The sequence below is a fragment of the Allorhizobium sp. nf9_anc genome (genome assembly GCF_056323085.1).
In genome coordinates this window covers 4,248,049-4,270,963 of the sequence record NZ_CM150481.1, presented here as the reverse complement: position 1 = coordinate 4,270,963, position 22,915 = coordinate 4,248,049, and the positions used below count along the sequence as shown (strand labels likewise).

Here is a 22,915-nt window from a genome sequence, read left to right as displayed (position 1 = left end):
AGCAGCCCATCATTGGACTTCAAGCCGCGAGAGGGTACATTCGCAGCAACGAGGTGGGACATAAAAAAGCGGGTCGACAATGAAATCACTGCAGATTGAAGTTTTCATCTGCCGAAGTGACAACTTCGGCGTACTTCTTCACTGCCCGGAAACGGGCGAGACGGCGACGATCGATGCGCCGGAACTCGATCCGATCGTCAAGGCGGCGGAGAAGCGCGGATGGACGATCACCCATGTCCTGACCACGCATCACCACGGCGACCACGTTGAAGCCAATCTGGCGCTGAAGGAGAAATACGGCTGCCAGATCATCGGCCCGCGCAATGAGGCAGCCGCGATCCCCGGTATCGACCGGACCGTCGGCGACGGCGACGAATTCACCTTCGGCAAACGGCCGGTGCGCGTGATCGAAACGCCAGGGCATACGGCGGGCCATATCTGCTACCACTTCCCCGACGACATGCTGCTCTTTGCCGCCGACACGCTGTTTGCGCTCGGCTGCGGGCGCCTGTTCGAACGCTCGGCGCTCGACATGTGGCATTCGCTGCAGAAACTTGCCGCCCTGCCCGACGAAACGATCGTCTATTTTGGCCACGAATACACGCTTTCCAATGCGCGTTTCGCCGTGACCATCGACCCTGAGAATATGCGTCTTAGGTCCAGAGCGGAGCTGATCGAATCCCAGCGGGCACGTGGCGATTTCACCATTCCGACGACGATCGGGCTGGAGAAGGAGACCAACCCCTTCCTGCGCGCCGGCGACCCGGATGTACGCCGGACACTCGGCATGGAAGGTGCGACCAATGACGAGGTCTTCGCCGAGATCCGCAAACGCAAGGACACATTTTGATGCAGGCAGCCGACATCATCGAAACCCTCGGCATGCAGCGCCATCCCGAGGGCGGCTGGTATGTGGAGACGTATCGCGACGAACACGGCGGCCCGCGCGGCCACTCGACGGCGATCTACTACCTGCTGGAGAAGGGCGAGAGATCGCACTGGCACAAGGTGAAGGACGCAGCCGAAGCCTGGCACTATTATGCAGGCGCGCCGCTCGCGCTGCATCGGTCGAAAGACGGTGTGCACCAGGAGACGGTGGTCCTGGGTCTCGACCTCGCCGCAGGCGAGCGCCCACAGGCGATCATCGATGCAGACGAATGGCAGGCAGCTGAAAGCCTCGGTGAGTTCACCCTGGTCGGCTGCACCGTCGCCCCGGGCTTCGACTTCGCGGTCTTCGAGATGGCACCGCCCGGCTGGGCGCCTGGCCAGCAAGCCTGAAGGTCAGGCCTCAGACAGTGTCAGCGTCAGGATCACCTGCGCTGCATAATAGGTGACCCAGACGAAATAGGCAGCGGCACCATCGATCCTGTGGCCAGGCCCCGTCCAGTATTTCCGGATCGTCAGCACGATGTCGGAGAGGATGAACAGGCTCGCGCCGACAAAGACCAGCGGATTGGCAAGGCCGAGCGTCAGCCAGACAAGCACCATGAACAAGAGCACATAAATGCCGATCGGGAGCGCCAGCCGGCCGGCTGGCTTCCAGATGCGCATGAGAACGCCTGTTGTCACGAGTGCCACGAGAAGGCCGGCCGTCACCCGCCACGGTTCGGCAAAGGCGACCTCGGGATCGGTGATGGTGGCGAGCAGCGCGACATAGGCGACATGGGCGGACAGGAAGGACGCGACCCCGCCGACAAAGGCGCGGTCCCCCTCGAAGGCCAGCGACCAGTCACCCAGCGCGCCGAGCGCCAGTGCCGCGACCAGCAGGGGATGGGCGCCGATGAGAAAGGCGTAGAGCGCAAGCAGCAGGACCGGCAGCGTCTTCCAGACGGCGCGGAACACGGTCTTGTCCTGCGGCAGGATCCAGAGATAGCTGGTACCGAGCGCGACCGAGAGACAGAAGATGCCGGTCGCAGTCGCCATTCAATCTCCCGTCAGGTCGGCCGTTCCGTTTTCCTGAAGATCATATCGCGAGCGGCGAGCACGGCGCCACCGGTGATGAGCAGGCAGGACAGGCCAATTCTGACGCTAATCTCGCCAAAGCCAAAAATGATCAGGATCAGCGTCGAGAGAAGCGGTGCCGCATAGCTGGATGCGCCGAGAATCTGGATATCGCCGTTCTTGACGCCATAGTCCCAGACATAGAAGGCAAGCCCGACCGGCAGCAGCCCAAGGCCGACCACCGCCGCCCATTGCCCCGTCGTATCCGGCCAGACGGTGGTCTCGAGCGCCAGATGGCAGACGAGAGACAGGATCGAGGTGGCAAGGCAGAAGCCGGTGACCACATCGGTCGAGACCTTCTCGAACTTGCGGCTGACAAGCGAATAGGCAGCCCAGGTGAAGGCGCAGAGGAAAGCCGTGAAATAGCCGAGGCTATAGGCTGGATCGAAGGCGAAGCCGTTCTTGCCGACGATGAGCACGGTGCCGGCGAGACCGCAGAGCGCACCGACGATATGGTGCCAGCCGAGCCTCTCGCCCGGCAGGAGGGCCGAGCCGACGACAATCAGGAGCGGCCAGAGATAGGCGATGAGCCCAGCCTCGACGGCCGGCGCATTCCTGAGAGCCGTAAAATAGAGAAAGTGGTAGCCGAAGAGACCGCCGACACCGACGAGCCAGACCTTCGGCGGCTGGCGCAATTCCTTCAACCGCTCCGGCCGGGCAATGAACAGTGCGATGCCGGGCAGGCTGCCGATGGCGAAGGTGATTGCCGAAAGCTGGAAGGGCGGCATGGTGCCGGAGGCTGCCGTCATGAGGGCGAGAAAGGACCACATCAGGATCGCCGTGAACCCGATGAGCGTTGCCTTGGTCTTCATGAAATCCCCTGATGCGGGGCTCGCCCGCTGAAATTAGCCGTCGAACTTTTCTGCGGTCACATGCACCGTCCCGTAGCGGGTCGGGATCTTCGCATAGACTGGAGCATATAGCTTCAGCGTCGCCGTCTTGGCAAACCAGATCTCCATGCCGGTGACCGACTTCAGATATTCGATGTCCTTGCGTCCCTTGCGATAGCCGGACTTTGGCACGTAGCGCACGGAACAGACGATCGCGTCGCCCTTGGCGCGGCCCGCAGAGAAGCTCTCGGAGCGATTGGGCGACAGCACCAGATCCATGCGGCTCTCGCCGTCATAGACTGGCAGCGTCTGCGCGCAGACATCCGCATCACCCGGAATGAGCAGGGCGCCGATCGGATCGAAGACCGACCGCAGATCGGCTGGCGGAACCGGCACCCAGCTATCCGGCTTCGGCCGCTCCGGCGTCACCTTGGTTTCCACCACATTGCCGCCGGCAAAAAGCACCTCGTAGACGTGATTGCGCTTGCCGCTCTTGTAGTCGAGCACATAGCGCTCCGGGCTCATGGCACCGCCGGACATGCGACCCGAGACGGTGCTGTCGGCAGAAACCTCGCGCACGATGTCAACGAGGCTCGATGAATGAAACTGGCCGGAAATCGTGTAGCGCTCGTTTTCGACGGCCGTCTGGAACGTCATGCGGGCAATCGGCAAGACACCGAGAGAAACCTTGTAGGACGTGTCGTAACGATAATCGGCAGCACCGGCACCACCGGCGACAAGGACGAGGAAGGCGGTCAGGAAGCCGGTCGGACGCAAAGGCCATCTCCATCAGGGGAATGCCGGCGAACCGGCGTCGAGAACATGCAGTCTCGCCGTGGACTGTGGCAAGAAAATATCCTACACCCGCCCTGCCGCCCGGAAAATCCAAGGTTTGGCTTGACGCGCCGGTTCTCACTGACTATAGAACCGCAACTTTCCAATCAGACGCTGTTGGATTGCCTCGCCGGCATTTGGCCGGAAGCGATGCGATGGCCTAGAAAAACAATAGGTGTACCATGTCCCGCAGTTGCGAATTGACCGGCAAGGGCGTCCAGTCGGGCAACAACGTGAGCCACGCGAACAACAAGACCAAGCGCCGGTTCCTTCCGAACCTGTGCGACGTCACGCTGATCTCGGACGCTCTGAACCAGCGCTTCCGCCTGCGCGTTTCGGCTGCTGCCCTGCGCACGGTCGAGCATCGCGGTGGTCTCGACGCATTCCTGATCAAGGCTTCTGAAAACGACCTGAGCATGCGCGCTCGTCTGCTGCGTCGCCAGATCGTCAAGAAGACCGCTGAAGCCGCTTAATAGCGTCATTCGGCCAGACTTTCGAAAGGCTTGACCGGTTCGCCGGGCAAGCCTTTTCGTTTGGGATGTTCATGCAGGCCAAATGCCTGGCGTGCGCATCCGCCCTTTACAGTATTGTCCCTCCAACTGGTGGCATCACCCAGGATAAAAAAATGCTGAACAAGCGCTATTTCTTTATCTACAGCCTTCTGATGACGACCATCGTCGTCGCATCGAACTTCCTCGTCCAGCACCCGGTCAACGGTGTCCTGGCCGGCATCAATCTCGCCGATCTCCTGACCTTCGGCGCCTTCACCTATCCGATCGCCTTCCTCGTCACCGACCTGACCAATCGTCAGTTCGGACCTCAGGTCGCGCGCCGTGTGGTGCTGGTCGGCTTCATCGCCGGCGTTCTCCTGTCGATCCTGCTTGCCACGCCGCGGATCGCGGTCGCGTCCGGCACGGCCTTCCTGGTCGGCCAGCTTCTCGACATCTCGGTCTTCAACCGGCTGCGCCAGCAGTCCTGGTGGAAAGCGCCGCTGATGGGCTCGTTGATCGGCTCGGCGCTCGACACAGTGATCTTCTTCTCGCTGTCCTTCGCACCCGTCTTTGGCTTCATCGGCCCGAATGACGACTTCGCGATCGCCGCCGCCCCGATCCTCGGCGTGATGTCGGCGGAGGCACCGCGCTGGATCTCTTGGGCGATCGCCGACTTCGGCGTGAAGATGCTGATCGGCGTGATCATGCTTCTGCCCTACGGCGCCCTGATGAGCGTTGTGCGGCCCATGCCGACGGCCGCTCGTTCGGCCTGAGGCGTCTACAGCCTTGGAGAGCCGAGATCACGCAGATCCCGGCTCTCCGCGCTCTCCGCGCTCTCGCAAAAGCACGTCGAGGGCATGCCGCGCCCGCTCCTCGCAGGAAAAAGCTGGAGAAGACAGCTGCGTTCGGAATCTCCATCTGAACAGGGTGAGCACCAGACGAAACAGCGAATCCTCCGGCGCCGGAATAGGCGTATTCAGCTGAATGACGATGTGCCAACTCTCGCCCGAGTCTGATGTGTCTGATTTGATGACCTGACAGTCGCCGTCTTCTGGTAACATCTGGAAAAGGTGTCGGCGATCAAACAGACGTTGCTCCACGTCGATGATGCCAGGACGAAAGGTCCAGCGCTCATCCGGTCCGGCGACCGAAAAAACCAGGAAGCTCAGCAAAACACCCGAACCGCCGACAACAATGATGGCGAAAAACGGTGTCAGCGTTGAGAAAGGCCACAGGCCTCCTCCCAACTCATCCCACAACAACAACAGCAGCCCAACTGCCAAACAGGCCAGCAACACGCGCAGGGGCGTGGGGATGGACTGACTGACGGTGATCTCCTGATCCTGTGCGCTCAAATTGGCCCTGTCCTTGACGATATCGGGATCAGCCTGATTGGGATCGGCAGAAATGACAACCGCACGGCGGGGTCGCGACAGGGGATCTTGGATTGTCCGTTAACAGGTGCTTTTCGAACGCGCGGGAAAATGCGCCCGACATGCGTCACTTGTCCAAGCGGAACTCGAGCATGAGGCTGCGCTGCAGGATCGAATGGTTGTCGTCCGACACGACGATCAGGCGGACGGAGCCATCTGCCTCAGGGATGGCGTCGAGGCCTTCCATATTGTCGATCTGGGAGCGGTAATTCGCTTCGAACAGGATTTCTCCATCGACCACGGCATCCGGCCTCAGGCTCGCGCCTTCGATACGGCGCAGCCGCATGCCGACACCGGTCGCGATAGAGAAGCGGCGTTCGAGCAGCAGGAGATCGCCGTCGGGGAGGAAGGTGGAATCGGTGATCTCGAAGTCATCACGTGGGCGCACGCGGAATTCACCGGTAAGCGCTCCACCGACGATGGCGGCATAGAGATTGCCGTTCTCGTCGAAGCTCTTCTCCGAGATTGCGACCAGCGCACCCTCTACGGGGCTGCCCTTGGGCGCAATCACGAGGGATTCGAAACCGCCATTGCTGTGCAGGATGTCGAGGTCGAAGGGAAAGGCGAGCGGAGCGGACGGCAGCGCCTTGCCAAGATCAGAGAGCGGTGCATAAGCGAGCACACGATGGCGCTGCTCGAAGCCGACAAAGCCGCGATCCCCATCCAGAGCCAGGCTCTCGGCATCGACCTGGAATTTGCTTCGGCTCTCGCGTCCCGAGGCGTCGAGGAGCGGCGCGAGACGGACAGCCTCGACCCCGGCCAGACGCCCCTCCGCATCGCGCAGGATACGCCCCTCGATCCAGTAGCCGGTATCGAAGACACCGAGGAAGGATTTGTCGTCGCGGAAGCGGATCGAGGAGAACGCGCCGAAGAGCGCCTCCGGCGAGGAAAGCTCAATGCCGCCCAGAAAGGTGAGGCCCGGTGACAGCGTCGGATTACCACCGAGATCGTCGATCACACTGCTTTCGACGGCGATCGGCAGCATCTCACCTGGGGGTATGGTAGCCGGCGTGCAGGACGCGAGCGCCACGAGGGCGGAGAGCGCGCAGGCGCTCGCCAGCATCCGTGCGGATCGCTCAGGCACGCAGGCGCGCCCGGCCTGTGCCGCCAGAGGGCTTTTCCTCGAAGAGCGAGGCAAGCTGTTCGGTCATGGCGCCCGCCAGCTCGTCGGCATCGACGATGGTGACGGCGCGACGATAGTAGCGCGTGACATCGTGGCCGATACCGATGGCGAGAAGCTCGACCGGCGAGCGGGTCTCGATCTGCTCGATGACAGCGCGCAGATGCCGCTCCAGATAGTTCCCGGGGTTCACCGACAGCGTCGAATCGTCGACCGGTGCGCCGTCCGAGATCATCATCAGGATCTTGCGCTGCTCGCGGCGACCGATCAGACGGTTATGCGCCCACATCAGCGCTTCACCGTCGATGTTTTCCTTGAGCAGGCCTTCGCGCATCATCAGGCCGAGATTGCGCCTGGAACGGCGCCAGGGGGCGTCCGCGGACTTGTAGATGATGTGGCGCAGGTCGTTGAGACGGCCGGGCGCCGGCGGCTTGCCGCCTGCGAGCCACTTCTCTCTGGACTGTCCGCCCTTCCAGGCCTTGGTGGTGAAGCCAAGGATCTCGACCTTGACGCCGCAACGCTCCAGCGTGCGGGCGAGAATATCAGCGCAGGAGGCCGCAACCGTGATCGGACGGCCGCGCATCGAGCCGGAATTGTCGATGACGAGCGTCACGACGGTATCGCGGAATTTGGTGTCCTTCTCCTTTTTGAAGGAGAGCGGCTGCATGGGGTCGATGATCAGGCGCGTCAGGCGCGCCGGGTCGAGATAGCCCTCTTCGAGGTCGAAGTCCCAGGACCGGTTCTGCTGCGCCATCAGGCGGCGCTGCAGGCGGTTAGCCAGTCGGCCGACGGCGCCCTGCAGGTGGGCAAGCTGCTTGTCGAGGAAGGCACGCAAGCGGTCGAGTTCAGCCTCATCGCAAAGCTCTTCGGCGGTGATTTCCTCGTCGAATTCCTGGGTGAAGATCTTGTAGTCGACCTTCTCGTTGAAATCGTCGAAAGGGGTCGCCGGACGGCGCATTTCGCCGGGCGTCTCGCTCTCGTCGTCGCCTTCGTCCGACATCTCCTCTTCGGAAATCTCGGCACCGTCCATCTCGCCATCGTCGAGCTGTTCCTGCGAGGCTTCGCTTTCTTCCGCAGGGGCGGAATCCTGACCGGCTTCGTCTTCCGACGACTCCTGATCCTGCTCGCCGCTGCGCGGCTGCTCCTCATCGGAAGACTGCTCATCCTCGCTCTGCTCCTGATCATCGCCCATGTCCTCAGCCATTTCCATGGCCGACAGCATGTGGCGGATCACGCGGGAGAAAGCCTGCTGGTCTTCGATGACAGTGGCAAGGTTATCGAGGTCGGCACCGGCCTTATCCTCGATGAACGGGCGCCAGAGGTCGAGCACCTTACCGGCAGACTCAGGGGCCTTCTGGCCGGTGAGCTTTTCGCGCACCAGCATGGCCACGGCTTCGCCGATCGGCGCATCTTCCTGACGGCTGATGGTCGAGAAATTGGCTTTCGCGTATTTCTCGGTGTTCATCGACTGGATATTCGAGGCGACGCCGGGCATACGCAACGAGCCGAGCGACTCGACGCGTGCCTGCTCCACGGCATCGAAGATGGCACGGGCATCGGCACCCTGCGGCGCCATGCTGGCATGCACCTTCTGGTCATGGCAGGCGATCCGAAGCGCCATGCTGTCGCCGAGACCACGGGTCACGGCGAGTTCATGGGCGGTTGGACGCTTGGAGATATCCGGCAGGCGGATGCGCTCGCCGGCAATGCCGGGGCGGTCATTGGCGAAGGCGACCTCGACCTGCGGATCACCCGCGATCGAGCGCACGCAGCCGGTGATGGCACGGCGCAGCGGCTCGGTATCCACGCTGCCGCCAGCCTTGGCCTTCGAATTGTCGCCGCGCCCTGCCATGCTTCTCAGTCCTTATGCGCCGAGTACGATATTGGCCGCACTTTCCTTGAGTTCCACGCCGAAGGCGCGCTGATACTGCTCGGCAACCAGCGTACGCTCCAGCTCGTCACACTTGTTGAGGAAGGTGACTCGGAAGGCAAAGGCGACATCGCCGAAGATCTCGGCGTTTTCGGCCCAGGTGATGACGGTACGCGGGCTCATGACGGTCGAGAGATCGCCATTGACGAAGGCGGCGCGCGTGAGATCGGCAAGGCGGACCATGCGCGACACGGTATCGCGACCCTCGGCGGTCGAGCCGAAGCTCTTCACCTTGGCGGAGACGATGTCGACTTCCTTGTCGTGCGGCAGATAGTTCAGCGTGGTGACGATGGACCAGCGGTCCATCTGGGCCTGGTTGATCTGCTGCGTGCCATGATAGAGGCCGGTCGTGTCGCCGAGGCCAACAGTGTTGGCGGTCGCGAAGATGCGGAAAGCGGGATGCGGACGAATGACACGGCTCTGGTCGAGCAGGGTCAGGCGGCCGGCCGACTCCAGCACGCGCTGGATGACGAACATGACATCCGGGCGGCCGGCATCGTATTCGTCGAAGACGAGCGCGACATTGTGCTGGTAGGCCCAGGGCAGGATGCCGTCTTTGAATTCGGTGATCTGCTTGCCGTCCTTGAGGACGATGGCGTCCTTGCCGACGAGATCGATACGGCTGACATGGCTGTCGAGGTTGACGCGCACGCAAGGCCAGTTGAGGCGGGCCGCGACCTGCTCGATATGCGTCGACTTACCCGTGCCGTGGAAGCCGGAGACCATGACGCGGCGATTGTGCGCAAAGCCGGCGAGAATGGCGAGCGTGGTTTCACGGTCGAAGAGATAGTCCGGATCGAGATCCGGCACATAGGCGTCACCCTTGGAATAGGCAGGCACCCGGATGTCACTGTCGATACCAAACACTTCGCGCACCGACACGGTGGTGTCGGGGAGATTGGTAATATCAAGATCAATTTTGCTCATCGTTTCTCCATGCCGGGCGCCACCGACCGGCCGCATCTCATCGCTGCTGTATGTTTGGACTAACAGAAACCGGCCTGCTTTAACAATTTGTAGGCTTCAATGACAGCGCGAAAACGCTCTTCAGAAGCCCTGTCTCCGCCATTTGCGTCAGGATGGTGTTTTTTTACAAGCTCCTTGTAGCGGGTCTTGATGTCGGTCGGCGTGGAGCTGACGTTAAGCCCAAGCGTATCAAGGGCTTTTGCCTCGAGAGTCTTGAGTTTTCGATCCGCCGCCTGATAGCGCGACGCGCCGCCGCGCCCTTGCTGGACGAAGCCGAACGGGTCCTTCATGCGCGCCTGTGACGCAGCCGAACCAGAGCGCATGGTGGAGTGAAGCGGGCTTGCTTTCGCCGCCTTGTTGACGCCGACGGTCCAGGTGGGGCGATGACCGGTGATCGCCTCCTTCTGGTAGCGCGCGATCTCGGTGTCAGAGAGGCCGGAGAAGTAGTTGTAGCCCTTGTTGTAATCCTTCACGTGCTCGAAGCAGAAAAGGAAGAACTGGCCTTCGGCATGGCGGCCCACAGGTGCGCGATGAGCACCCGGCTTGTCGCAGCCGTCCCATTGGCACACTGGATTGGATGGCTCGGGCTCGGCCTCCCGCTTTCGCCGGGTCCGGATCCGATCGAAGTATTTCGAGTCGAGTTTCATGCCGTAATTATGGGGCGTAGGCTGGAGCCGGACAAGAATTGACAAACCGGTTTGTTACGCGCTTTGTGGGGCGTTTTGCGAAGCAGCAGGAAGAGGCAGACCATGTCGGTAAAGAGCCGGATCGAGACCCGTCTCACGGAGGCTTTCAGCCCCGAGCGGCTCGTCGTGATCGACGAAAGCCATCACCATGCCGGCCATCAGCCCGATATCACCGGCACCGGCGAGACTCATATGCGCGTGCGCATCGTGGCATCGGCCTTTTCTGGCATGACGCGCCTGGCCCGCCATCGGGCCGTAACCGATCTGCTGAAGCCCGAGCTGGACGCCGGCCTGCATGCGCTAGCCATCGAGCCCGCCGCCCCGGGCGAGCCCACACGCTGGTAAACTCGGATACGATCATTCCGCCGGTTCGGCGGCGTCGATCGGGCGGATGCGCAGCCGCGTGATGCGGTTCTTCTCGCGCTTCAACACGATGAAGCGCTTGCCGTAGAAGGTGAAAGCCTGGCGCTCCTCGGGGATCGATTTCGACTCGTGGATGACGAGGCCGGCAATCGTGGTCGCTTCTTCGTCCGGCAGCAGCCAGTCCATGGCGCGATTGAGGTCGCGGATCGGCACGCCGCCATCGACGACGATCGAGCCGTCGCTGTCCTGCCGCACGCCCTGGATTTCCAGATCGTGTTCGTCGGAAATGTCGCCGACGATCTCTTCCAGGATGTCTTCCAGCGTCACCACGCCCTGCACCTCACCATATTCATCGACGACGACGGCAAAATGGGTCTTGCGACGCAGGAAGGCGTTGAGCTGGTCCTTGAGGTTGGTGGTATCGGGCACGAACCAGGGCTTCTGCGCGATCTTGACGATATCGAGATCCTGCGGCTCGACATTCGGCTCGGCCAGCGCCCGGATCAGGTCCTTCGCGTGGATGATGCCAATGATGTTGTCGGTCGCCCCACGCCAGACCGGCATACGCGTATAGGGGCTTTCGAGGATATTGCGGATCGCAACTTCCGGCGGCTCGTCGGCATTGACGGCACGCATCGCGGTGCGGTGGATCATGATATCGGAGACTTCGAGCTCGCCGAGATCGAGAACACCGCCGAGACGGTCACGGTCTGCCTTGATAACAGACCCCTCGCGATGCAGCAGCGCCACGGCGCCGCGCAGCTCTTCATGGGCCGAAAGCATCGAGGCCTCGCCGGAAATCGAGACGCCGAACAGGCCGAGCAGCTTGCGCACGATCCAGTTGACGAGGCTGGAGAGCGGACCGACAACCGCCACATAAGGGCGCACGAGCGGTGCCACAAACAGTGCAAACCGCTCTGGTGTCGAGATCGCCCAGCTCTTCGGCAGAACTTCCGAGAAGATGACGAGCAGGACCGTCATCAGAAGCGTGGCGATGGCGACGCCTGAATCTCCGAACAGGCCAAGGAACAGGCTGGTCGTCAGGGACGAGGCGAGAATGTTGACCAGGTTGTTGCCGATCAGCAGGGCACCGATCAGCCTGTCACGCCGCTCGATCAAGAAATTGACCACGCCCGCGCGCAGATCGCCATTCACCTCCAGGCTGTGCATGCGCGCACGAGACGTTGCAGTAAGCGCTGTCTCAGACCCGGAGAAGAAGGCAGAGGCACAGATCAAGAGCAGGATGGCGACCAGGGTCAGCCAGTATTCGCCGAGACTGGCGAGGATTTGCTCGATCATCATCATGGACGCATCTCCTCGATAAAACGCTGAACTTCAGAGGCGGGCACGTCGTCGGCGACGAAGGACTGGCCGAGACCGCGGGTGAGGATGAAGGTGAGCTTGCCGCTTTTCACCTTCTTGTCCTGGGCGATGGCATCCATCAGCACCTCCGTCGGCGGCAGTTCGCCGGGGATCTGATCCATGCGGGTGGGCAGGCCGACGGCCTTCAGATGCGCCTCGACACGATCCGCAAGATCCGGGCTTGCAAGATTCATGCGGGCCGAGAAGCGATGGGCGAGCACCATGCCGATCGACACCCCTTCCCCATGCACCAGACGGCTGCTGTCATACTGGGTTGCGGCTTCGAGCGCGTGTCCGAAGGTATGGCCGAGATTGAGCAGCGCGCGGCGACCGTTTTCGCGCTCGTCGGCAGCCACCACATCGGCCTTGGCCTGACAGGAGACGGCAATCGCCTCGATGCGCGCCGCACCGCCGGCAAACACGTCGCGCCAGTTGTTCTCCAGCCATTCGAAAAAGTCGGGCTTGTCGATCAGGCCGTATTTCGCAACTTCGGCGTAACCGGCTCGGAATTCGCGCTCCGACAGCGTGTCGAGCACATCGGTATCGGCAAGCACCAGATCCGGCTGATTGAAGATGCCGACAAGGTTCTTACCCTGGCGGGCATTGATGCCGGTCTTTCCGCCAACCGAGCTGTCGACCTGGGACAAAAGCGAGGTCGGGATCTGCACGAAGCGCACGCCACGCCGCACGATGCCGGCGGCAAAGCCGGTGAGGTCACCGATGACACCGCCGCCAAGCGCAATCACCGTATCGTTGCGCTCGATGCGCGCTTCGAGCAGCACGTCGCAGACCTTGGTGAGATAGTCGAAGCTCTTCGTCTTCTCGCCGGCCGGGAGGGTCACCGAGACTGCCTCGATGCCATCGGTCTGCAGGCTGTCCATCAACCCGTCGAGATAACGCGCGCCGACATTTTCGTCCGTGACGATGGCGGCACGGCGACCCTTGATGCGGCTCGTGATCTCGCCGCCGGCACGCGCCATGAGGCCGGGTCCGATCAGGATATCATAGGAGCGCTCGCCCAGCGGCACATGCACCAGGCGTTCCGATGTCTCGAGCTTCGTCATTGCGTCTTGTCCTTGCCGAAATGTTCGATCACCGAGGTCAGGACCTCATTGGCGATGACTTCCTTGCGCACGTCGCGCGATTGGACGGTGATGTCGGCGAGCCCGTAGATGGGATAACGCTTGTCCATCAGGTCCTGAAGGGTCTGCTTTGGGTTCTCTGTCTTCAGAAGCGGCCGATGATCCCGCTTGTTGACACGCTCCCAGAGCACGTCGAGGTCGGCACTGAGCCAGACCGAAACACCGCCCCGCTCGATCTGCTTGCGGGTCTTTTCGTTGATGAAGGCCCCGCCGCCGGTGGAGACGACGCGTGGCCCGGTTCTGAGCAGGCGCTTGATCACGCGGGTTTCGAGCGCCCGGAACTCCTCCTCGCCGTAGGCGGCAAAGAGTTCAGAAATCGACATGCGCGAGACCCGCTCGATCTCGGTATCGGTGTCGATGAAGGGCAAGCCGAGTTGCTGCGCGACGATGCGGCCGATCGCCGACTTGCCAGCGCCCATCAGGCCGACGAGAACGAGATTGCGTTTGCCGAGCGCCGCCTTGGCGCGCTCACCCAGACTGGGAGCAAGGTTGAGGATCGTATCGGTCATCGGCCTGTTCACGACTGTTTCATGACCTATTGACATATAGGAGGCTAGCGTCAAGCCATGGCTGCAATTCCAAGGGACCTGTCCCGGCCTTGGTAAACGCCATGCTTGAACCTATGTGTTGTGACGACAAGTTAAGGACCGACCATGCCCACACTGTTTCGCTTCCTCTTCGTCTGCGGGACCATCGTCGGCCTGGTCTATGTGACCATGTGGTCGTTTGCGGTCTTCGTCGAGCCACGGGAGCGGGACGTTACCGTGCGCATTCCCTCGGAGCGGATCAATCCGGTCGAGCAGTAGCAGGAACCACTTTATGTCGGATCTCAGCAGCGCGCGCGTCGAAGCCTTCCTGGAAATGCTGAGCGCAGAGCGCGGGGCAGCCGAAAACACGCTCATCTCCTATCAGCGCGATCTGGACGACCTCTCGGACTTCCTGTCGGGCCGCAAGGTAAGCCTGGGTGCTGCAACACGCGACGACCTCACAGCCTACCTTTCCGATCTCGCCCGGCGCGGTTTCCAGCCGACCTCCCAGGCCAGGCGCCTGTCGGCCATGCGGCAGTTCTACAAGTTTCTCTATGCGGAAGGTCTGCGCGGCGACGATCCGACATCGATCCTCGATGCACCGAAGAAATCGCGGCCCTTGCCCAAGGTGCTCTCGGTCGAGGATGTGACCGGCCTCCTGTCGCTTGCCGAAGCGGAAGCGAACCTCGAAGGGCCGGATCAGCCGACGAAGATCAGGAGGCTGGCACTTCTCGAACTTCTCTATGCGACCGGCATGCGCGTCAGCGAACTTGTCTCGCTTCCGGTGAAGGTGCTGACCCAGGAAGGGCGCTTCCTTCTGGTGCGAGGCAAGGGCAACAAGGAACGACTGGTGCCGCTGTCGCGCACAGCCATCGAGGCTCTGGCGCGATACGGTAAAATCCGGGGGGCTGACCCGGCACACGCAGACAGCCCCTTCCTCTTTCCGGCAGCGAGCAAGGAGGGCCACGTGCCCCGCCAGGTCTTCGCCCGTGAACTCAAGGATCTGGCGATCCGTGCCGGTTTGTCGGCGAATGCGGTCTCTCCACACGTGCTCAGACACGCCTTCGCAAGCCACCTTCTCGGCAATGGTGCGGACCTTCGCGCCGTGCAGGAACTGCTCGGCCACAGCGACATTTCAACGACACAAATCTATACGCATGTGCTCGATGAACGCCTGCAGCAACTGGTGCATACGCATCACCCCCTTGCAAAACAGGCCAAAAACCCCGATTAGGACCGGCAAAGCCGGTTCCTGAGGGCGGCGAGCGCCAGGAACGAACGATCGGAACGGAGTTCATGCACAACTATCTCGACTTCGAAAAGCCAATCTCCGACCTCGAGGCCAAGATCCGCGAACTGAAGAAGATCGCGGAAGAGGACGAGAGCATCGACACGTCTGAAGAGATCAGCCGGCTGGAAAGCCGCGTCGACGAGGCGATGGTGGAGATCTATTCGAAGCTCAACGCCTGGCAGAAGACGCAGGTCGCGCGCCATCCGCAGCGGCCGCATTTCGTCGACTATGCCGAAGCGCTGTTTACCGAATTCACGCCGCTGGCCGGCGACCGCAAGTTTGCCGAGGACGCTGCCATCCAGGCTGGCCTCGCCCGCTTCCGCGGCCAGCCGGTCGCCGTGATCGGCCAGGAAAAGGGCAACGACACCAAGTCGCGCATCAAGCACAACTTTGGCAGCCCGCGTCCCGAAGGCTATCGCAAGGCGATCCGTGTCATGGAAATGGCCGACCGCTTCGGCCTGCCAGTCATCACCCTGATCGACACGGCCGGCGCTTATCCGGGCGTTGGCGCAGAGGAACGCGGCCAGGCGGAAGCGATTGCCCGCTCCACCGAGATGTGTCTCGGCCTCAAGGTGCCGATGGTCTCCGTCGTTATCGGCGAAGGTGGCTCGGGCGGCGCGATCGCGATCGCAACCGGCAACCGCGTCTACATGCTGGAACACGCGATCTATTCGGTCATCTCGCCGGAAGGTGCAGCCTCGATCCTCTGGCGCGATTCCACCCGCGCCAAGGAAGCTGCGACCAACATGAAGATCACGGCGGAAGACCTGAAGGGTCTTGGCATCATCGACGCCATCATTCCGGAACCCGTTGGCGGCGCACATCGCGCTCCGGACCGGGTGATCGGCATGACCGGTGACGTGATTGCCAGTGCGCTTGCCGAACTGACCCCGCTGCCGGGCGACAAGCTGCGCGCCGACCGCCGCCAGAAATTCCTCGATATCGGCCGCAATCTCTGAGGTTTCGCTTCAGGGCTGCGACCATTCGCCATCACTCCGCCGCTTTGCAGGACTAGCGCCGGAAGACCAATGGCGAAATCGGTGGCGATTGGTTTATAATTTGTGAAGAAAGCAGTTCTAAACTACGCATGAAAAGGCTCGTTTCGAGCTGCAACATGTGTTCCTGGAAAGAGCGTTCGCGCATGCGCTTGACATCGACGGCCCTGGTTCTGTTTTTCGCCGCCGCCCTGGCTGGCTGCAACGACACTTTGGAGAGCGCGGCCTATGATACGCCGCGGGTATCCAACAAGGTCGCGCAGCCGCTGCCCGCTCGCCTGATCGCCGAAATCCAGAAGAAGGGCATGGATCGCAACTCGCCGATCATGATCCGCATCTTCAAGGAAGAGGGCAAGCTCGAGGTCTGGAAGGCAAAAACCAACAACCGCTTCGACAAGGTCGTCGAATACGACATCTGTGCATGGTCGGGCCGGCTGGGCCCGAAGGTGAAGGAAGGCGACCGCCAGGCGCCGGAAGGCTTCTATCCGCTGACGCCTTATCACCTGAACCCGAATTCCAAGTATTTCCTCGCCATCAACACCGGCTTCCCGAACCAGTTCGACCGGGCGAACGGCCGGACCGGCACGCATCTGATGATCCATGGCGCCTGCTCGTCTTCGGGCTGCTATTCCATGACCGATGCCCAGATGCTGGAAATCTATGCGTTTGCGCGTGACGCCTTTAAGGGCGGCCAGCAGGCCGTTCAGCTGCAGGCCTTCCCCTTCCGCATGACGGCGGAAAACATGGCGCGCCATCGCCATAGCCCGCATTATGATTTCTGGAAGACGCTGAAGGTTGGCTACGACCACTTCGAAGTGACCAAGCGTCCGCCCGAGGTCAATGTCTGCGAGAAGAAGTATGTCTTCAACCAGACAGCTCCGGCCGGTTCGAGCTTCAATCCGCAGGGTGCATGCCCGCCAATCAGCACGCCGCCGGCCCTGTCCGTGGCGCTTAACGGCTACAACGAGGCCTATGACGCAGCCTATGCCAAGGCGCTGAAGAAATACGACGGCAAGATCTGGTACGACCCGACCGAAGCCGAGCGCAAGGCGCTGGTGGCAGACCTGCGCAAGTCGCGTTCGCACGATCTGGCTTTCGCACCGACGGGTTCTGCCCTGAAAGCCGGCAAGCTGCTCGACATCGACGATGTCCCTCCTGCAATGTCGACACCCGCCAACGGCACCGCTGCCGTCAACCAGATGGCGACCAATCCGAACGGCGATCCTCAGGTCCAGGCCGCACAGACCACGACTGCCGCAACGGCAGCGGCAGCGGCTACGGGAACAACCGTCATCCCCGTTCCGCAGCCGAACCCGCTCGCCCCTGCACCGCAGACGGCACAGGCGGCTCCCGAAGTCGCGCCGAAGAAGCCTTTCTGGAAGCTCTGGTAAGAGCATGCCCGAGGCGCCGACATACGATCTGAGGGGGCTGAAATGCCCCCTTCCCGTTTTGAAGACGCGCCGCCGCATGGCCGACTTGAAGCCCGGTGACGAACTGATCGTGGAAACCAGCGATCCCCTCGCCGGCATCGACATTCCGCATTTCTGCAATGAAGACGGCCACCAATTGCTGGCGCAGGAGCGGCTGGAGAGCGGTCACCGCTTTCATATCCGCAAGGGCGTGGCCGAGCCACAGGCCGAGACTGGCTAGAACTTGAAGCCGGGAATGGACAGCGGATTGTCCATCATCGCGGCGCGGTCCGGCCGGTCGATCGCAAGCTTGCCGGTGAAGGCACCGAACAGGTCGCGCACATAGCTCTCCGACAGATCCTTCGTGATCAGCACCAGCCGCGTCTTGCGATCTGACCCTTCTGGCCAGGCCGGCAGGCGCACCGGCGGATGGAAGATCGACTGCACACCATGCAGCACCAGCGGCTTATCGGGCCGGTCGGTGAGCGCCACGATCGCCTTCATCCGGAGAAGCTTTTCGCCGTGCGTGGAGCGCAGGAGATCGATGAACATGTTGATCGCCATCGGATCGATCGGCTCGTCATGCAGGATCGAATAGGACCGGATCGAGGCGCCGTGACGGTTCACGTCGTGCGCATGATGATGGTCATGATGGTCATGACCATGGTGGTGGTCGTGGTGGTGGTGATCGTCCGCCGCCATCTCGTCCTTCAGCCAGCGACCGACATCGGCGATCTTGCTTGCGGGATCGTAGAGCCCGTTGACCAGCATGGCAGCAGAGCCGGCATCCTCGGCGTCGCCATCGGTGATCGGCGCACGCGGATTGAGCGACCGCAGGCGCTGGGTGAGCGCTGCGATCGTCGCCTCGTCGGCGAGCGTCTTCTTGGTGAGGATCAGCCGGTCCGCCACAGCCACCTGCTTGTAGGCCTCCGGATAGGCATCGATGGTCGAAAGACCGTTCACCGCATCGACGACCGTCACGACGCCATCGAGGTCGAAATGCTGGGCGACGGCGGGATGACCCATGACCGACTGCATGACAGGTGCGGGATCGGCAAGCCCGGTCGTTTCGATGACGATCCGCGACAAAGGCTTGATCCTGCCGGTCTGCATGCCGTCGATCAGCTCTGCAAGCGTGTCGACCAACTCGCCGCGCACCGTGCAGCAGAGGCAGCCATCGGAGAGCTCGACCACGGCATCGTTGGAGGCTTCGACGAGGAGATGGTCGATCCCGACTTCGCCGAATTCGTTGATGATGACGGCGGCATCCTTCATCGCCGGATCCTTGAGGAGCCGGTTGAGGAGCGTCGACTTACCCGCACCGAGGAAGCCGGTGAGGATGGAAACGGGAATACGGGTCTGGGTCATGGATCAGCTCAGAAGGTGGGACGCGGCTTGGGGATCGGCACATTGGCGATCTCGCCCGTGCCGGCCCCCTTCTTGGACTCGACCGGTTCGCTACCCGGGATGAGGCCTGCGAAGCTCATGGCCGGCGGGCGACCCATCTCGCGGATATAGGGCGAGAGCAGCTTCATCCGCCCGGCCTCGTCGCGGCCTTCGCTTCGCACCTTGCGCGCCTGCGGGTTGCAGATCTGGGCGCTGATATCGGTCACCTGATCCAGCCCCTCGCCATAAGGTGCGAGCTGCTCCAGCCGATTGCCGGCGACCGTTGTCGTCAGCCCCTTCTGCAGGAGTTCGGCGGACAGGTCTGCGCGCGCGCCGAGACTGTCGGCACCGAGCACGACTGAGATCACCGTGCGGCCATTACGGGTGGCAGACGACACCTGGTTGAAGCCGGAGGCGCAGACATAACCGGTCTTCATGCCATCGGCGCCCGGAAAGCGGCCTACGAGCAGATTGAAGTTCGGATAGTCCTTCTTGCCCGTCGTCACCCCTTCGAGCGCGAAGTAACCGGCATATTCCGGGAATTCCCGCCTGATGGTTGCCGCGAGAAGGGCCATGTCACGGGCCGTCGTATACTGGCCCTTGCCCGGCAATCCGTTGGGATTGACGAAACGCGTGGAGGTCATGCCGAGACGCTGCGCCTCCTGGTTCATCCGCTGAACGAACGCACCCTCGCTACCGCTCACGGTTTCCCCGATCGCGACGGCCACGTCATTGGCCGACTTGATGATCAAGAGCTTCAGCGCGCTGTCGAGGGTCAGCTTCGAGCCCGGCTTGAAATACATCTTGCTGGCCGGCTGGTCGGCCGCATGCTTGCTCATCACGACGACTGTTTCGGGGGAAAGCTCGCCCGTCCGCATCGAGCGGAAGGTCGTATAGGCCGTCATCAGCTTGGTAAGCGAGGCCGGGTACCATTTGCGGAAGGCTTCCTGATGCGCGATCACGCGGCCGCTGCCGACATCGACGACCATCATCGGATTGGCGGCAGCCAAACCCGGCAGAACCATTGCCACCAGCGAGACGGCGACCGCCAGTCGGCGGACGGATCCGGTTGAAGACAACATGCGGGGACGTTTCGCAAACACGACTTCGATCCTCTTGTTCGGCTGGGCCTTCGTCAACACGTGACGAGATCTTATGTAGGGAAGGAATGGCAAAGCCCATTGAATACGTCAATTGAAAGGCGCACATTCGTGTCCGACAATCGCGTGATGCGAGTTGTGCGTGACCAGGACTGAACCCAGGACGAGAGAATGCCTCTTCTGAACCGAGCCTCCGAACTCCAAACGGAGGCCACTGAATGGCGCCGCCATCTGCATGCCAATCCGGAAATCCTCTACGACGTTGATAACACGGCAGCCTTCGTGGAAGGAAAGCTGCGCGAATTCGGCGTAGACGAAGTCGTGACCGGGCTTGGCCGCACCGGCGTGGTGGGCATCATCAAGGGATCGGGAGGTGATGGCCGCACCATCGGCCTGCGCGCCGACATGGACGCGCTTCCGCTGGACGAAATCACCGGCAAGCCCTGGGCTTCGACCATTGCAGGACGCATGCATGCCTGCGGCCATGACGGTCACACCGCCATGTTGCTGGGTGCCGCCAAATACCTCGCAGAGACCCGCAATTTTTCAGGTTCCGTGGCCGTCGTCTTCCAGCCAGCCGAAGAAGGTGGGCGTGGGGCACTGGCCATGGTCGAAGACGGCATGATGGATCGCTTCGGCATCGCGGAGATCTACGGCATGCACAACATGCCTGGAAAGCCCGTGGGAACCTTCGCCATCCGCAAGGGCGGCATCATGGCGGCTCCCGACAAGTTCCAGCTGAAGCTGACCGGCCTCGGTGGCCATGCGGCCGAACCGCACAACACGGCTGACACGATCGTCATCGGCGCGCAGATCGTAGGCGCCCTTCAGACGATTGCCGCCCGCAACGCCAACCCGCTGCGCTCGGTCGTGGTCTCCGTCACCCAGTTTCATGCCGGCACGACCCACAACATCATTCCCGAAGAGGCCTTCATCTCCGGCACGGTGCGCTCGCTGGACGAAGGCGTGCGCGATCTGGCCGAGCGCCGGATCGGCGAGATCGCAACAGGCATTGCGGCAGCCCATGGCGCAACCATCGAATATGAATACGAGCGCGCTTGCCCCGTGACCGTCAATCATCCCGCCGAGACAGACTATGCGGCGCGTGCCGCGATCGACGTGGTGGGTGCTGACAATGTCGACACCGAAGTGGATCCGAGCATGGCCGGCGAGGATTTCGCCTTCATGCTCCAGTCGCGCCCCGGCGCCTATATCATGATCGGCAATGGCGAGACGGCCGGCCTTCACAATCCGGCTTACGACTTCAACGACGAGGCGATCGCGGCCGGCATATCCTACTGGGTCCGTCTGGCCGAACAGCGTCTGCCGCGCTGAGCACGGCATTTCCACCACGCAAAACTGCTTGGCTTGAAGCCTGTGCTTTTGTATGGAGGAGGAAGTGGTCCCGTAGCTCAGCAGGATAGAGCATCAGATTCCTAATCTGAGGGTCACGCGTTCGAATCGCGTCGGGATCACCACTTCACCTGCAGTGAGATTTCGCCCTTGCGAATCTAGGGTTGCGTTCGAGCTTCCATACGGCATGATGTTCGCATGCCACGCCGACGGGTGTTTACTCTTTTATCGTCGGCCTCGAACGGAGGGAATGCCATGGCATCGAGCCCCCCCGGCAGAATCCAGGATGAACACGCCATCGTTGAGCGCGCCGTAAAGCGCCTTTACGGCCAGAGACCGTCCGACTCCCATTTGCAGGAAAACGCGGCAAATCTGGTGACGTATCTGGTGAAGAATGGCATCCGCGATGAGGATGAGCTCGTGGAGCTTGCCCGGATCGCCCACGGCAAACGCTATGATCCGAGCAATGGCAGCTTTCTCTAGTCTTGAAGCATACCGCTAAGGCACAGCGAACTTAGCGCTGTTTAATTACGGCTGCCTGATAGCCAGATGAAAATCAGGAGCCCCTCTCGGTGCTTGTCCGCTTCTCGTCGATCGCGGATTGCAACTCTTCCGCCAGCTCGATCAAACGCGGCGGAACCTTCTCTCGCCGCGTCTCGTCCATCAGGATATCGAGCTTGTCCCGCACGATGCCGCCCGTGCGGTCGCGGCGTGCCTCCATGGATGGGCGTTTGGTGTCTTCCATTGAGGCCTCCGACTTCATGCGTCCTGCAAACATTCGCGATCTGATTTGCGTCTCACTCTCGTTACGACGATTGGTGGACAGCAGATCAGAAGAAACTTGGATGAGCTTTTTCGACCGTCAGTCGATCTCCTCACCAAGCTCTGGAAATACGGCGACCAGTGCGTCTCGATCACCATAATCGAGCGCCGCCGCCTGCAGCACGACGCTGATGCTGTCCGAAACCTCCACTGGCCCGTCATGTTCCATCTCGATCCTGCCTCCGGAGGCAAGGACAAGGATTGCGCGTGTCTGAAATCCCTGCCGGATCAGCCAGTCGCGCGGCGCCTGCATTTCCACCGTCGCGCGGTAGCGCGGACCCCGCCGCTCAACGGCGACATGGTAAGTCATCGGTGAGAGACGTTCTCCAATCAGCAACTGGCCCTGGCCGTCGACATTCTGCACGTGGGTCATGATGTGTCTTTCTTTACTCGGACTTGGGTCTGCCAAGTAACCCGCCATTCCATCCATGGTTCCATTTGAAAAAGCGGCGGCACAGCGGGAACCTCGGATCGGGGAAGGCGTTCATTCGAAGGGTTCTGAAGGAGGAAGCGGGAGCGAGAGGCACCGATGAGCAGCGCAAGCCAGACAACCGACCACGACGAGATCCGCCGCTGGATCGAGGACCGAAAGGGCACCCCCTCACGGGTTCGCGACAGTGGCGACGGGGGCATTCTGCGCATCGATTTCGGCGACCCGGAAGAAGCGCTGGAGGCGATCGACTGGGAGGAGTTCTTTCAGATTTTCGAGAAAAGCGACCTTGCCTTCCTTCATCAGGACAAGACCGCAGATGGAAAACTTAGTCGGTTCAGCAAGTTTGTAAGCCGCAGCTGACCATGTCACGCGACCTTTGCCAACCGCTCACATTTTCAGGAACCAAGCCGAAGGACAGGCGTTTTCGCGTCATTGTGCCTG

General features: G+C 61.7%; 28 protein-coding genes and 1 tRNA gene. 14 read left to right on the top strand and 15 right to left on the bottom strand.

The features are described from left to right. Positions 1 to 79: 79 nt before the first annotated feature. A complete protein-coding gene (gloB, locus tag AC02Y0_RS20790; RefSeq protein WP_476380945.1) occupies positions 80 to 850 on the top strand; it encodes a hydroxyacylglutathione hydrolase in 771 nt (256 codons plus the stop codon). Beyond that, positions 850 to 1,278, top strand: a complete 429-nt coding sequence (locus AC02Y0_RS20785) for a cupin domain-containing protein (RefSeq protein ID WP_444556974.1) — start codon at positions 850 to 852, stop codon at positions 1,276 to 1,278. The genes gloB and AC02Y0_RS20785 overlap by 1 nt, the downstream gene beginning before the upstream one ends. A 3-nt stretch (positions 1,279 to 1,281) precedes the next feature. Here AC02Y0_RS20785 and AC02Y0_RS20780 read toward each other — a convergent pair whose 3' ends face one another. The 3 genes from AC02Y0_RS20780 to AC02Y0_RS20770 are packed head-to-tail and all read right to left on the bottom strand — an operon-like array spanning position 1,282 to position 3,608. After that, positions 1,282 to 1,923 (bottom strand): lysoplasmalogenase family protein, encoded by a 642-nt coding sequence (locus tag AC02Y0_RS20780; RefSeq protein ID WP_476380943.1) that lies wholly within the window; start codon positions 1,921 to 1,923, stop codon positions 1,282 to 1,284. An 11-nt stretch (positions 1,924 to 1,934) separates the two neighbouring features. Then, positions 1,935 to 2,813, bottom strand: a complete 879-nt coding sequence (gene yddG, locus AC02Y0_RS20775) for an aromatic amino acid exporter YddG (protein WP_476380941.1) — start codon at positions 2,811 to 2,813, stop codon at positions 1,935 to 1,937. A 33-nt stretch (positions 2,814 to 2,846) separates the two neighbouring features. After that, positions 2,847 to 3,608: a DUF3108 domain-containing protein gene (locus AC02Y0_RS20770; RefSeq protein ID WP_476380939.1), complete on the bottom strand. Its 762-nt coding sequence runs from the start codon at positions 3,606 to 3,608 to the stop codon at positions 2,847 to 2,849. Positions 3,609 to 3,847: 239 nt separating this feature from the next. On the opposite strand from AC02Y0_RS20770, the gene rpmB reads away from it, so the two are divergent. Together rpmB and AC02Y0_RS20760 are read left to right on the top strand one after the other, a co-directional pair. Next, on the top strand, positions 3,848 to 4,138 hold the full coding sequence (gene rpmB / locus AC02Y0_RS20765) for a 50S ribosomal protein L28 (protein ID WP_102020925.1): 291 nt from the start codon (positions 3,848 to 3,850) through the stop codon (positions 4,136 to 4,138). A gap of 152 nt (positions 4,139 to 4,290) precedes the next feature. Further along, complete coding sequence (locus AC02Y0_RS20760) at positions 4,291 to 4,929, top strand: queuosine precursor transporter (protein WP_444556970.1); 639 nt, start codon at positions 4,291 to 4,293, stop codon at positions 4,927 to 4,929. 27 nt (positions 4,930 to 4,956) lie between these two features. Here AC02Y0_RS20760 and AC02Y0_RS20755 read toward each other — a convergent pair whose 3' ends face one another. From AC02Y0_RS20755 to AC02Y0_RS20735, 5 genes are all read right to left on the bottom strand, one after another. Next, positions 4,957 to 5,511 carry a hypothetical protein gene (locus AC02Y0_RS20755; protein ID WP_476380937.1) on the bottom strand — a complete coding sequence of 185 codons (555 nt, stop codon included), beginning with the start codon at positions 5,509 to 5,511 and terminating at the stop codon, positions 4,957 to 4,959. Positions 5,512 to 5,656: 145 nt separating this feature from the next. Beyond that, positions 5,657 to 6,652, bottom strand: coding sequence for an esterase-like activity of phytase family protein (locus tag AC02Y0_RS20750; RefSeq protein ID WP_476384103.1), 996 nt, complete (start codon positions 6,650 to 6,652; stop codon positions 5,657 to 5,659). A 13-nt stretch (positions 6,653 to 6,665) separates the two neighbouring features. Beyond that, on the bottom strand, positions 6,666 to 8,561 hold the full coding sequence (gene cobT / locus AC02Y0_RS20745) for a cobaltochelatase subunit CobT (RefSeq protein WP_476380935.1): 1,896 nt from the start codon (positions 8,559 to 8,561) through the stop codon (positions 6,666 to 6,668). A gap of 12 nt (positions 8,562 to 8,573) precedes the next feature. Next, positions 8,574 to 9,566 carry a cobaltochelatase subunit CobS gene (gene cobS / locus AC02Y0_RS20740; RefSeq protein ID WP_102020930.1) on the bottom strand — a complete coding sequence of 331 codons (993 nt, stop codon included), beginning with the start codon at positions 9,564 to 9,566 and terminating at the stop codon, positions 8,574 to 8,576. Between the two features lie 59 nt (positions 9,567 to 9,625). Further along, a complete protein-coding gene (locus tag AC02Y0_RS20735; RefSeq protein ID WP_166600343.1) occupies positions 9,626 to 10,252 on the bottom strand; it encodes a J domain-containing protein in 627 nt (208 codons plus the stop codon). Positions 10,253 to 10,354: 102 nt separating this feature from the next. Here AC02Y0_RS20735 and AC02Y0_RS20730 point away from each other — a divergent pair, with 102 nt between their 5' ends. Beyond that, positions 10,355 to 10,636, top strand: a complete 282-nt coding sequence (locus tag AC02Y0_RS20730; protein ID WP_113461457.1) for a BolA family protein — start codon at positions 10,355 to 10,357, stop codon at positions 10,634 to 10,636. A gap of 12 nt (positions 10,637 to 10,648) precedes the next feature. On the opposite strand, the gene AC02Y0_RS20725 is transcribed toward AC02Y0_RS20730, so the two are convergent. From AC02Y0_RS20725 to AC02Y0_RS20715, 3 genes are read right to left on the bottom strand one after another with little or no spacing between them, the layout of a single operon-like run. After that, entirely contained in the window at positions 10,649 to 11,953 is a 1,305-nt protein-coding gene (locus tag AC02Y0_RS20725) for an HlyC/CorC family transporter (RefSeq protein WP_476384102.1), read from the bottom strand. Between the two features lie 2 nt (positions 11,954 to 11,955). Continuing rightward, positions 11,956 to 13,080 carry a 3-dehydroquinate synthase gene (gene aroB / locus AC02Y0_RS20720; protein WP_102020933.1) on the bottom strand — a complete coding sequence of 375 codons (1,125 nt, stop codon included), beginning with the start codon at positions 13,078 to 13,080 and terminating at the stop codon, positions 11,956 to 11,958. Next, positions 13,077 to 13,667 (bottom strand): shikimate kinase, encoded by a 591-nt coding sequence (locus AC02Y0_RS20715; protein WP_102020934.1) that lies wholly within the window; start codon positions 13,665 to 13,667, stop codon positions 13,077 to 13,079. The genes aroB and AC02Y0_RS20715 overlap by 4 nt, the downstream gene beginning before the upstream one ends. Before the next feature lie 144 nt (positions 13,668 to 13,811). Between AC02Y0_RS20715 and AC02Y0_RS20710 the strand changes: the two genes are divergently transcribed. The 5 genes from AC02Y0_RS20710 (at position 13,812) to AC02Y0_RS20690 (ending at position 17,621) form a co-directional block, all read left to right on the top strand. Further along, on the top strand, positions 13,812 to 13,964 hold the full coding sequence (locus AC02Y0_RS20710; RefSeq protein ID WP_172450198.1) for a hypothetical protein: 153 nt from the start codon (positions 13,812 to 13,814) through the stop codon (positions 13,962 to 13,964). 13 nt (positions 13,965 to 13,977) lie between these two features. Beyond that, positions 13,978 to 14,919, top strand: coding sequence for a site-specific tyrosine recombinase XerD (gene xerD, locus AC02Y0_RS20705; RefSeq protein ID WP_476380933.1), 942 nt, complete (start codon positions 13,978 to 13,980; stop codon positions 14,917 to 14,919). 62 nt (positions 14,920 to 14,981) lie between these two features. After that, on the top strand, positions 14,982 to 15,935 hold the full coding sequence (locus AC02Y0_RS20700; protein ID WP_054149889.1) for an acetyl-CoA carboxylase carboxyltransferase subunit alpha: 954 nt from the start codon (positions 14,982 to 14,984) through the stop codon (positions 15,933 to 15,935). Between the two features lie 182 nt (positions 15,936 to 16,117). Continuing rightward, positions 16,118 to 17,362, top strand: coding sequence for a L,D-transpeptidase family protein (locus AC02Y0_RS20695; RefSeq protein ID WP_476380931.1), 1,245 nt, complete (start codon positions 16,118 to 16,120; stop codon positions 17,360 to 17,362). A 4-nt stretch (positions 17,363 to 17,366) separates the two neighbouring features. After that, positions 17,367 to 17,621, top strand: coding sequence for a sulfurtransferase TusA family protein (locus AC02Y0_RS20690; RefSeq protein ID WP_476380929.1), 255 nt, complete (start codon positions 17,367 to 17,369; stop codon positions 17,619 to 17,621). Here AC02Y0_RS20690 and AC02Y0_RS20685 read toward each other — a convergent pair. Both AC02Y0_RS20685 and AC02Y0_RS20680 read right to left on the bottom strand, forming a co-directional pair. Continuing rightward, a complete protein-coding gene (locus AC02Y0_RS20685; protein WP_476380928.1) occupies positions 17,618 to 18,748 on the bottom strand; it encodes a CobW family GTP-binding protein in 1,131 nt (376 codons plus the stop codon). The two genes, AC02Y0_RS20690 and AC02Y0_RS20685, sit on opposite strands and share 4 nt — an antisense overlap. Positions 18,749 to 18,756: 8 nt before the next feature. After that, positions 18,757 to 19,848, bottom strand: a complete 1,092-nt coding sequence (locus AC02Y0_RS20680; RefSeq protein ID WP_476380926.1) for a serine hydrolase — start codon at positions 19,846 to 19,848, stop codon at positions 18,757 to 18,759. A gap of 189 nt (positions 19,849 to 20,037) precedes the next feature. On the opposite strand from AC02Y0_RS20680, the gene AC02Y0_RS20675 reads away from it, so the two are divergent. From AC02Y0_RS20675 to AC02Y0_RS20665, 3 genes are all read left to right on the top strand, one after another. Continuing rightward, positions 20,038 to 21,201: a M20 aminoacylase family protein gene (locus AC02Y0_RS20675; protein WP_476380924.1), complete on the top strand. Its 1,164-nt coding sequence runs from the start codon at positions 20,038 to 20,040 to the stop codon at positions 21,199 to 21,201. Between the two features lie 66 nt (positions 21,202 to 21,267). After that, positions 21,268 to 21,344 (top strand) — tRNA-Arg (locus AC02Y0_RS20670). 130 nt (positions 21,345 to 21,474) lie between these two features. Further along, positions 21,475 to 21,702, top strand: a complete 228-nt coding sequence (locus AC02Y0_RS20665; RefSeq protein ID WP_102020950.1) for a hypothetical protein — start codon at positions 21,475 to 21,477, stop codon at positions 21,700 to 21,702. Positions 21,703 to 21,775: 73 nt separating this feature from the next. On the opposite strand, the gene AC02Y0_RS20660 is transcribed toward AC02Y0_RS20665, so the two are convergent. Together AC02Y0_RS20660 and AC02Y0_RS20655 are read right to left on the bottom strand one after the other, a co-directional pair. Beyond that, positions 21,776 to 21,964 (bottom strand): hypothetical protein, encoded by a 189-nt coding sequence (locus tag AC02Y0_RS20660; protein ID WP_476380922.1) that lies wholly within the window; start codon positions 21,962 to 21,964, stop codon positions 21,776 to 21,778. Between the two features lie 117 nt (positions 21,965 to 22,081). Then, a complete protein-coding gene (locus AC02Y0_RS20655; RefSeq protein WP_476380920.1) occupies positions 22,082 to 22,414 on the bottom strand; it encodes a hypothetical protein in 333 nt (110 codons plus the stop codon). Positions 22,415 to 22,570: 156 nt separating this feature from the next. On the opposite strand from AC02Y0_RS20655, the gene AC02Y0_RS20650 reads away from it, so the two are divergent. Further along, on the top strand, positions 22,571 to 22,834 hold the full coding sequence (locus AC02Y0_RS20650; protein ID WP_444556959.1) for a hypothetical protein: 264 nt from the start codon (positions 22,571 to 22,573) through the stop codon (positions 22,832 to 22,834). The last annotated feature ends 81 nt before the right edge of the window (positions 22,835 to 22,915 follow it).

What these genes read in the sequence shown, in the direction of transcription:
- gloB (WP_476380945.1), top strand. Translation starts at nt 80, where the DNA reads ATGAAATCACTGCAGATTGAAGTTTTCATCTGCCGAAGTGACAACTTC.
- AC02Y0_RS20785 (WP_444556974.1), top strand. Translation starts at nt 850, where the DNA reads ATGCAGGCAGCCGACATCATCGAAACCCTCGGCATGCAGCGCCATCCC.
- AC02Y0_RS20780 (WP_476380943.1), bottom strand. Translation starts at nt 1,923, where the DNA reads ATGGCGACTGCGACCGGCATCTTCTGTCTCTCGGTCGCGCTCGGTACC.
- yddG (WP_476380941.1), bottom strand. Translation starts at nt 2,813, where the DNA reads ATGAAGACCAAGGCAACGCTCATCGGGTTCACGGCGATCCTGATGTGG.
- rpmB (WP_102020925.1), top strand. Translation starts at nt 3,848, where the DNA reads ATGTCCCGCAGTTGCGAATTGACCGGCAAGGGCGTCCAGTCGGGCAAC.
- AC02Y0_RS20760 (WP_444556970.1), top strand. Translation starts at nt 4,291, where the DNA reads ATGCTGAACAAGCGCTATTTCTTTATCTACAGCCTTCTGATGACGACC.
- AC02Y0_RS20750 (WP_476384103.1), bottom strand. Translation starts at nt 6,652, where the DNA reads ATGCTGGCGAGCGCCTGCGCGCTCTCCGCCCTCGTGGCGCTCGCGTCC.
- cobT (WP_476380935.1), bottom strand. Translation starts at nt 8,561, where the DNA reads ATGGCAGGGCGCGGCGACAATTCGAAGGCCAAGGCTGGCGGCAGCGTG.
- cobS (WP_102020930.1), bottom strand. Translation starts at nt 9,566, where the DNA reads ATGAGCAAAATTGATCTTGATATTACCAATCTCCCCGACACCACCGTG.
- AC02Y0_RS20735 (WP_166600343.1), bottom strand. Translation starts at nt 10,252, where the DNA reads ATGAAACTCGACTCGAAATACTTCGATCGGATCCGGACCCGGCGAAAG.
- AC02Y0_RS20730 (WP_113461457.1), top strand. Translation starts at nt 10,355, where the DNA reads ATGTCGGTAAAGAGCCGGATCGAGACCCGTCTCACGGAGGCTTTCAGC.
- AC02Y0_RS20725 (WP_476384102.1), bottom strand. Translation starts at nt 11,953, where the DNA reads ATGATCGAGCAAATCCTCGCCAGTCTCGGCGAATACTGGCTGACCCTG.
- aroB (WP_102020933.1), bottom strand. Translation starts at nt 13,080, where the DNA reads ATGACGAAGCTCGAGACATCGGAACGCCTGGTGCATGTGCCGCTGGGC.
- AC02Y0_RS20715 (WP_102020934.1), bottom strand. Translation starts at nt 13,667, where the DNA reads ATGACCGATACGATCCTCAACCTTGCTCCCAGTCTGGGTGAGCGCGCC.
- AC02Y0_RS20710 (WP_172450198.1), top strand. Translation starts at nt 13,812, where the DNA reads ATGCCCACACTGTTTCGCTTCCTCTTCGTCTGCGGGACCATCGTCGGC.
- xerD (WP_476380933.1), top strand. Translation starts at nt 13,978, where the DNA reads ATGTCGGATCTCAGCAGCGCGCGCGTCGAAGCCTTCCTGGAAATGCTG.
- AC02Y0_RS20700 (WP_054149889.1), top strand. Translation starts at nt 14,982, where the DNA reads ATGCACAACTATCTCGACTTCGAAAAGCCAATCTCCGACCTCGAGGCC.
- AC02Y0_RS20695 (WP_476380931.1), top strand. Translation starts at nt 16,118, where the DNA reads ATGCGCTTGACATCGACGGCCCTGGTTCTGTTTTTCGCCGCCGCCCTG.
- AC02Y0_RS20690 (WP_476380929.1), top strand. Translation starts at nt 17,367, where the DNA reads ATGCCCGAGGCGCCGACATACGATCTGAGGGGGCTGAAATGCCCCCTT.
- AC02Y0_RS20685 (WP_476380928.1), bottom strand. Translation starts at nt 18,748, where the DNA reads ATGACCCAGACCCGTATTCCCGTTTCCATCCTCACCGGCTTCCTCGGT.
- AC02Y0_RS20680 (WP_476380926.1), bottom strand. Translation starts at nt 19,848, where the DNA reads ATGTTGTCTTCAACCGGATCCGTCCGCCGACTGGCGGTCGCCGTCTCG.
- AC02Y0_RS20675 (WP_476380924.1), top strand. Translation starts at nt 20,038, where the DNA reads ATGCCTCTTCTGAACCGAGCCTCCGAACTCCAAACGGAGGCCACTGAA.
- AC02Y0_RS20665 (WP_102020950.1), top strand. Translation starts at nt 21,475, where the DNA reads ATGGCATCGAGCCCCCCCGGCAGAATCCAGGATGAACACGCCATCGTT.
- AC02Y0_RS20660 (WP_476380922.1), bottom strand. Translation starts at nt 21,964, where the DNA reads ATGGAAGACACCAAACGCCCATCCATGGAGGCACGCCGCGACCGCACG.
- AC02Y0_RS20655 (WP_476380920.1), bottom strand. Translation starts at nt 22,414, where the DNA reads ATGACCCACGTGCAGAATGTCGACGGCCAGGGCCAGTTGCTGATTGGA.
- AC02Y0_RS20650 (WP_444556959.1), top strand. Translation starts at nt 22,571, where the DNA reads ATGAGCAGCGCAAGCCAGACAACCGACCACGACGAGATCCGCCGCTGG.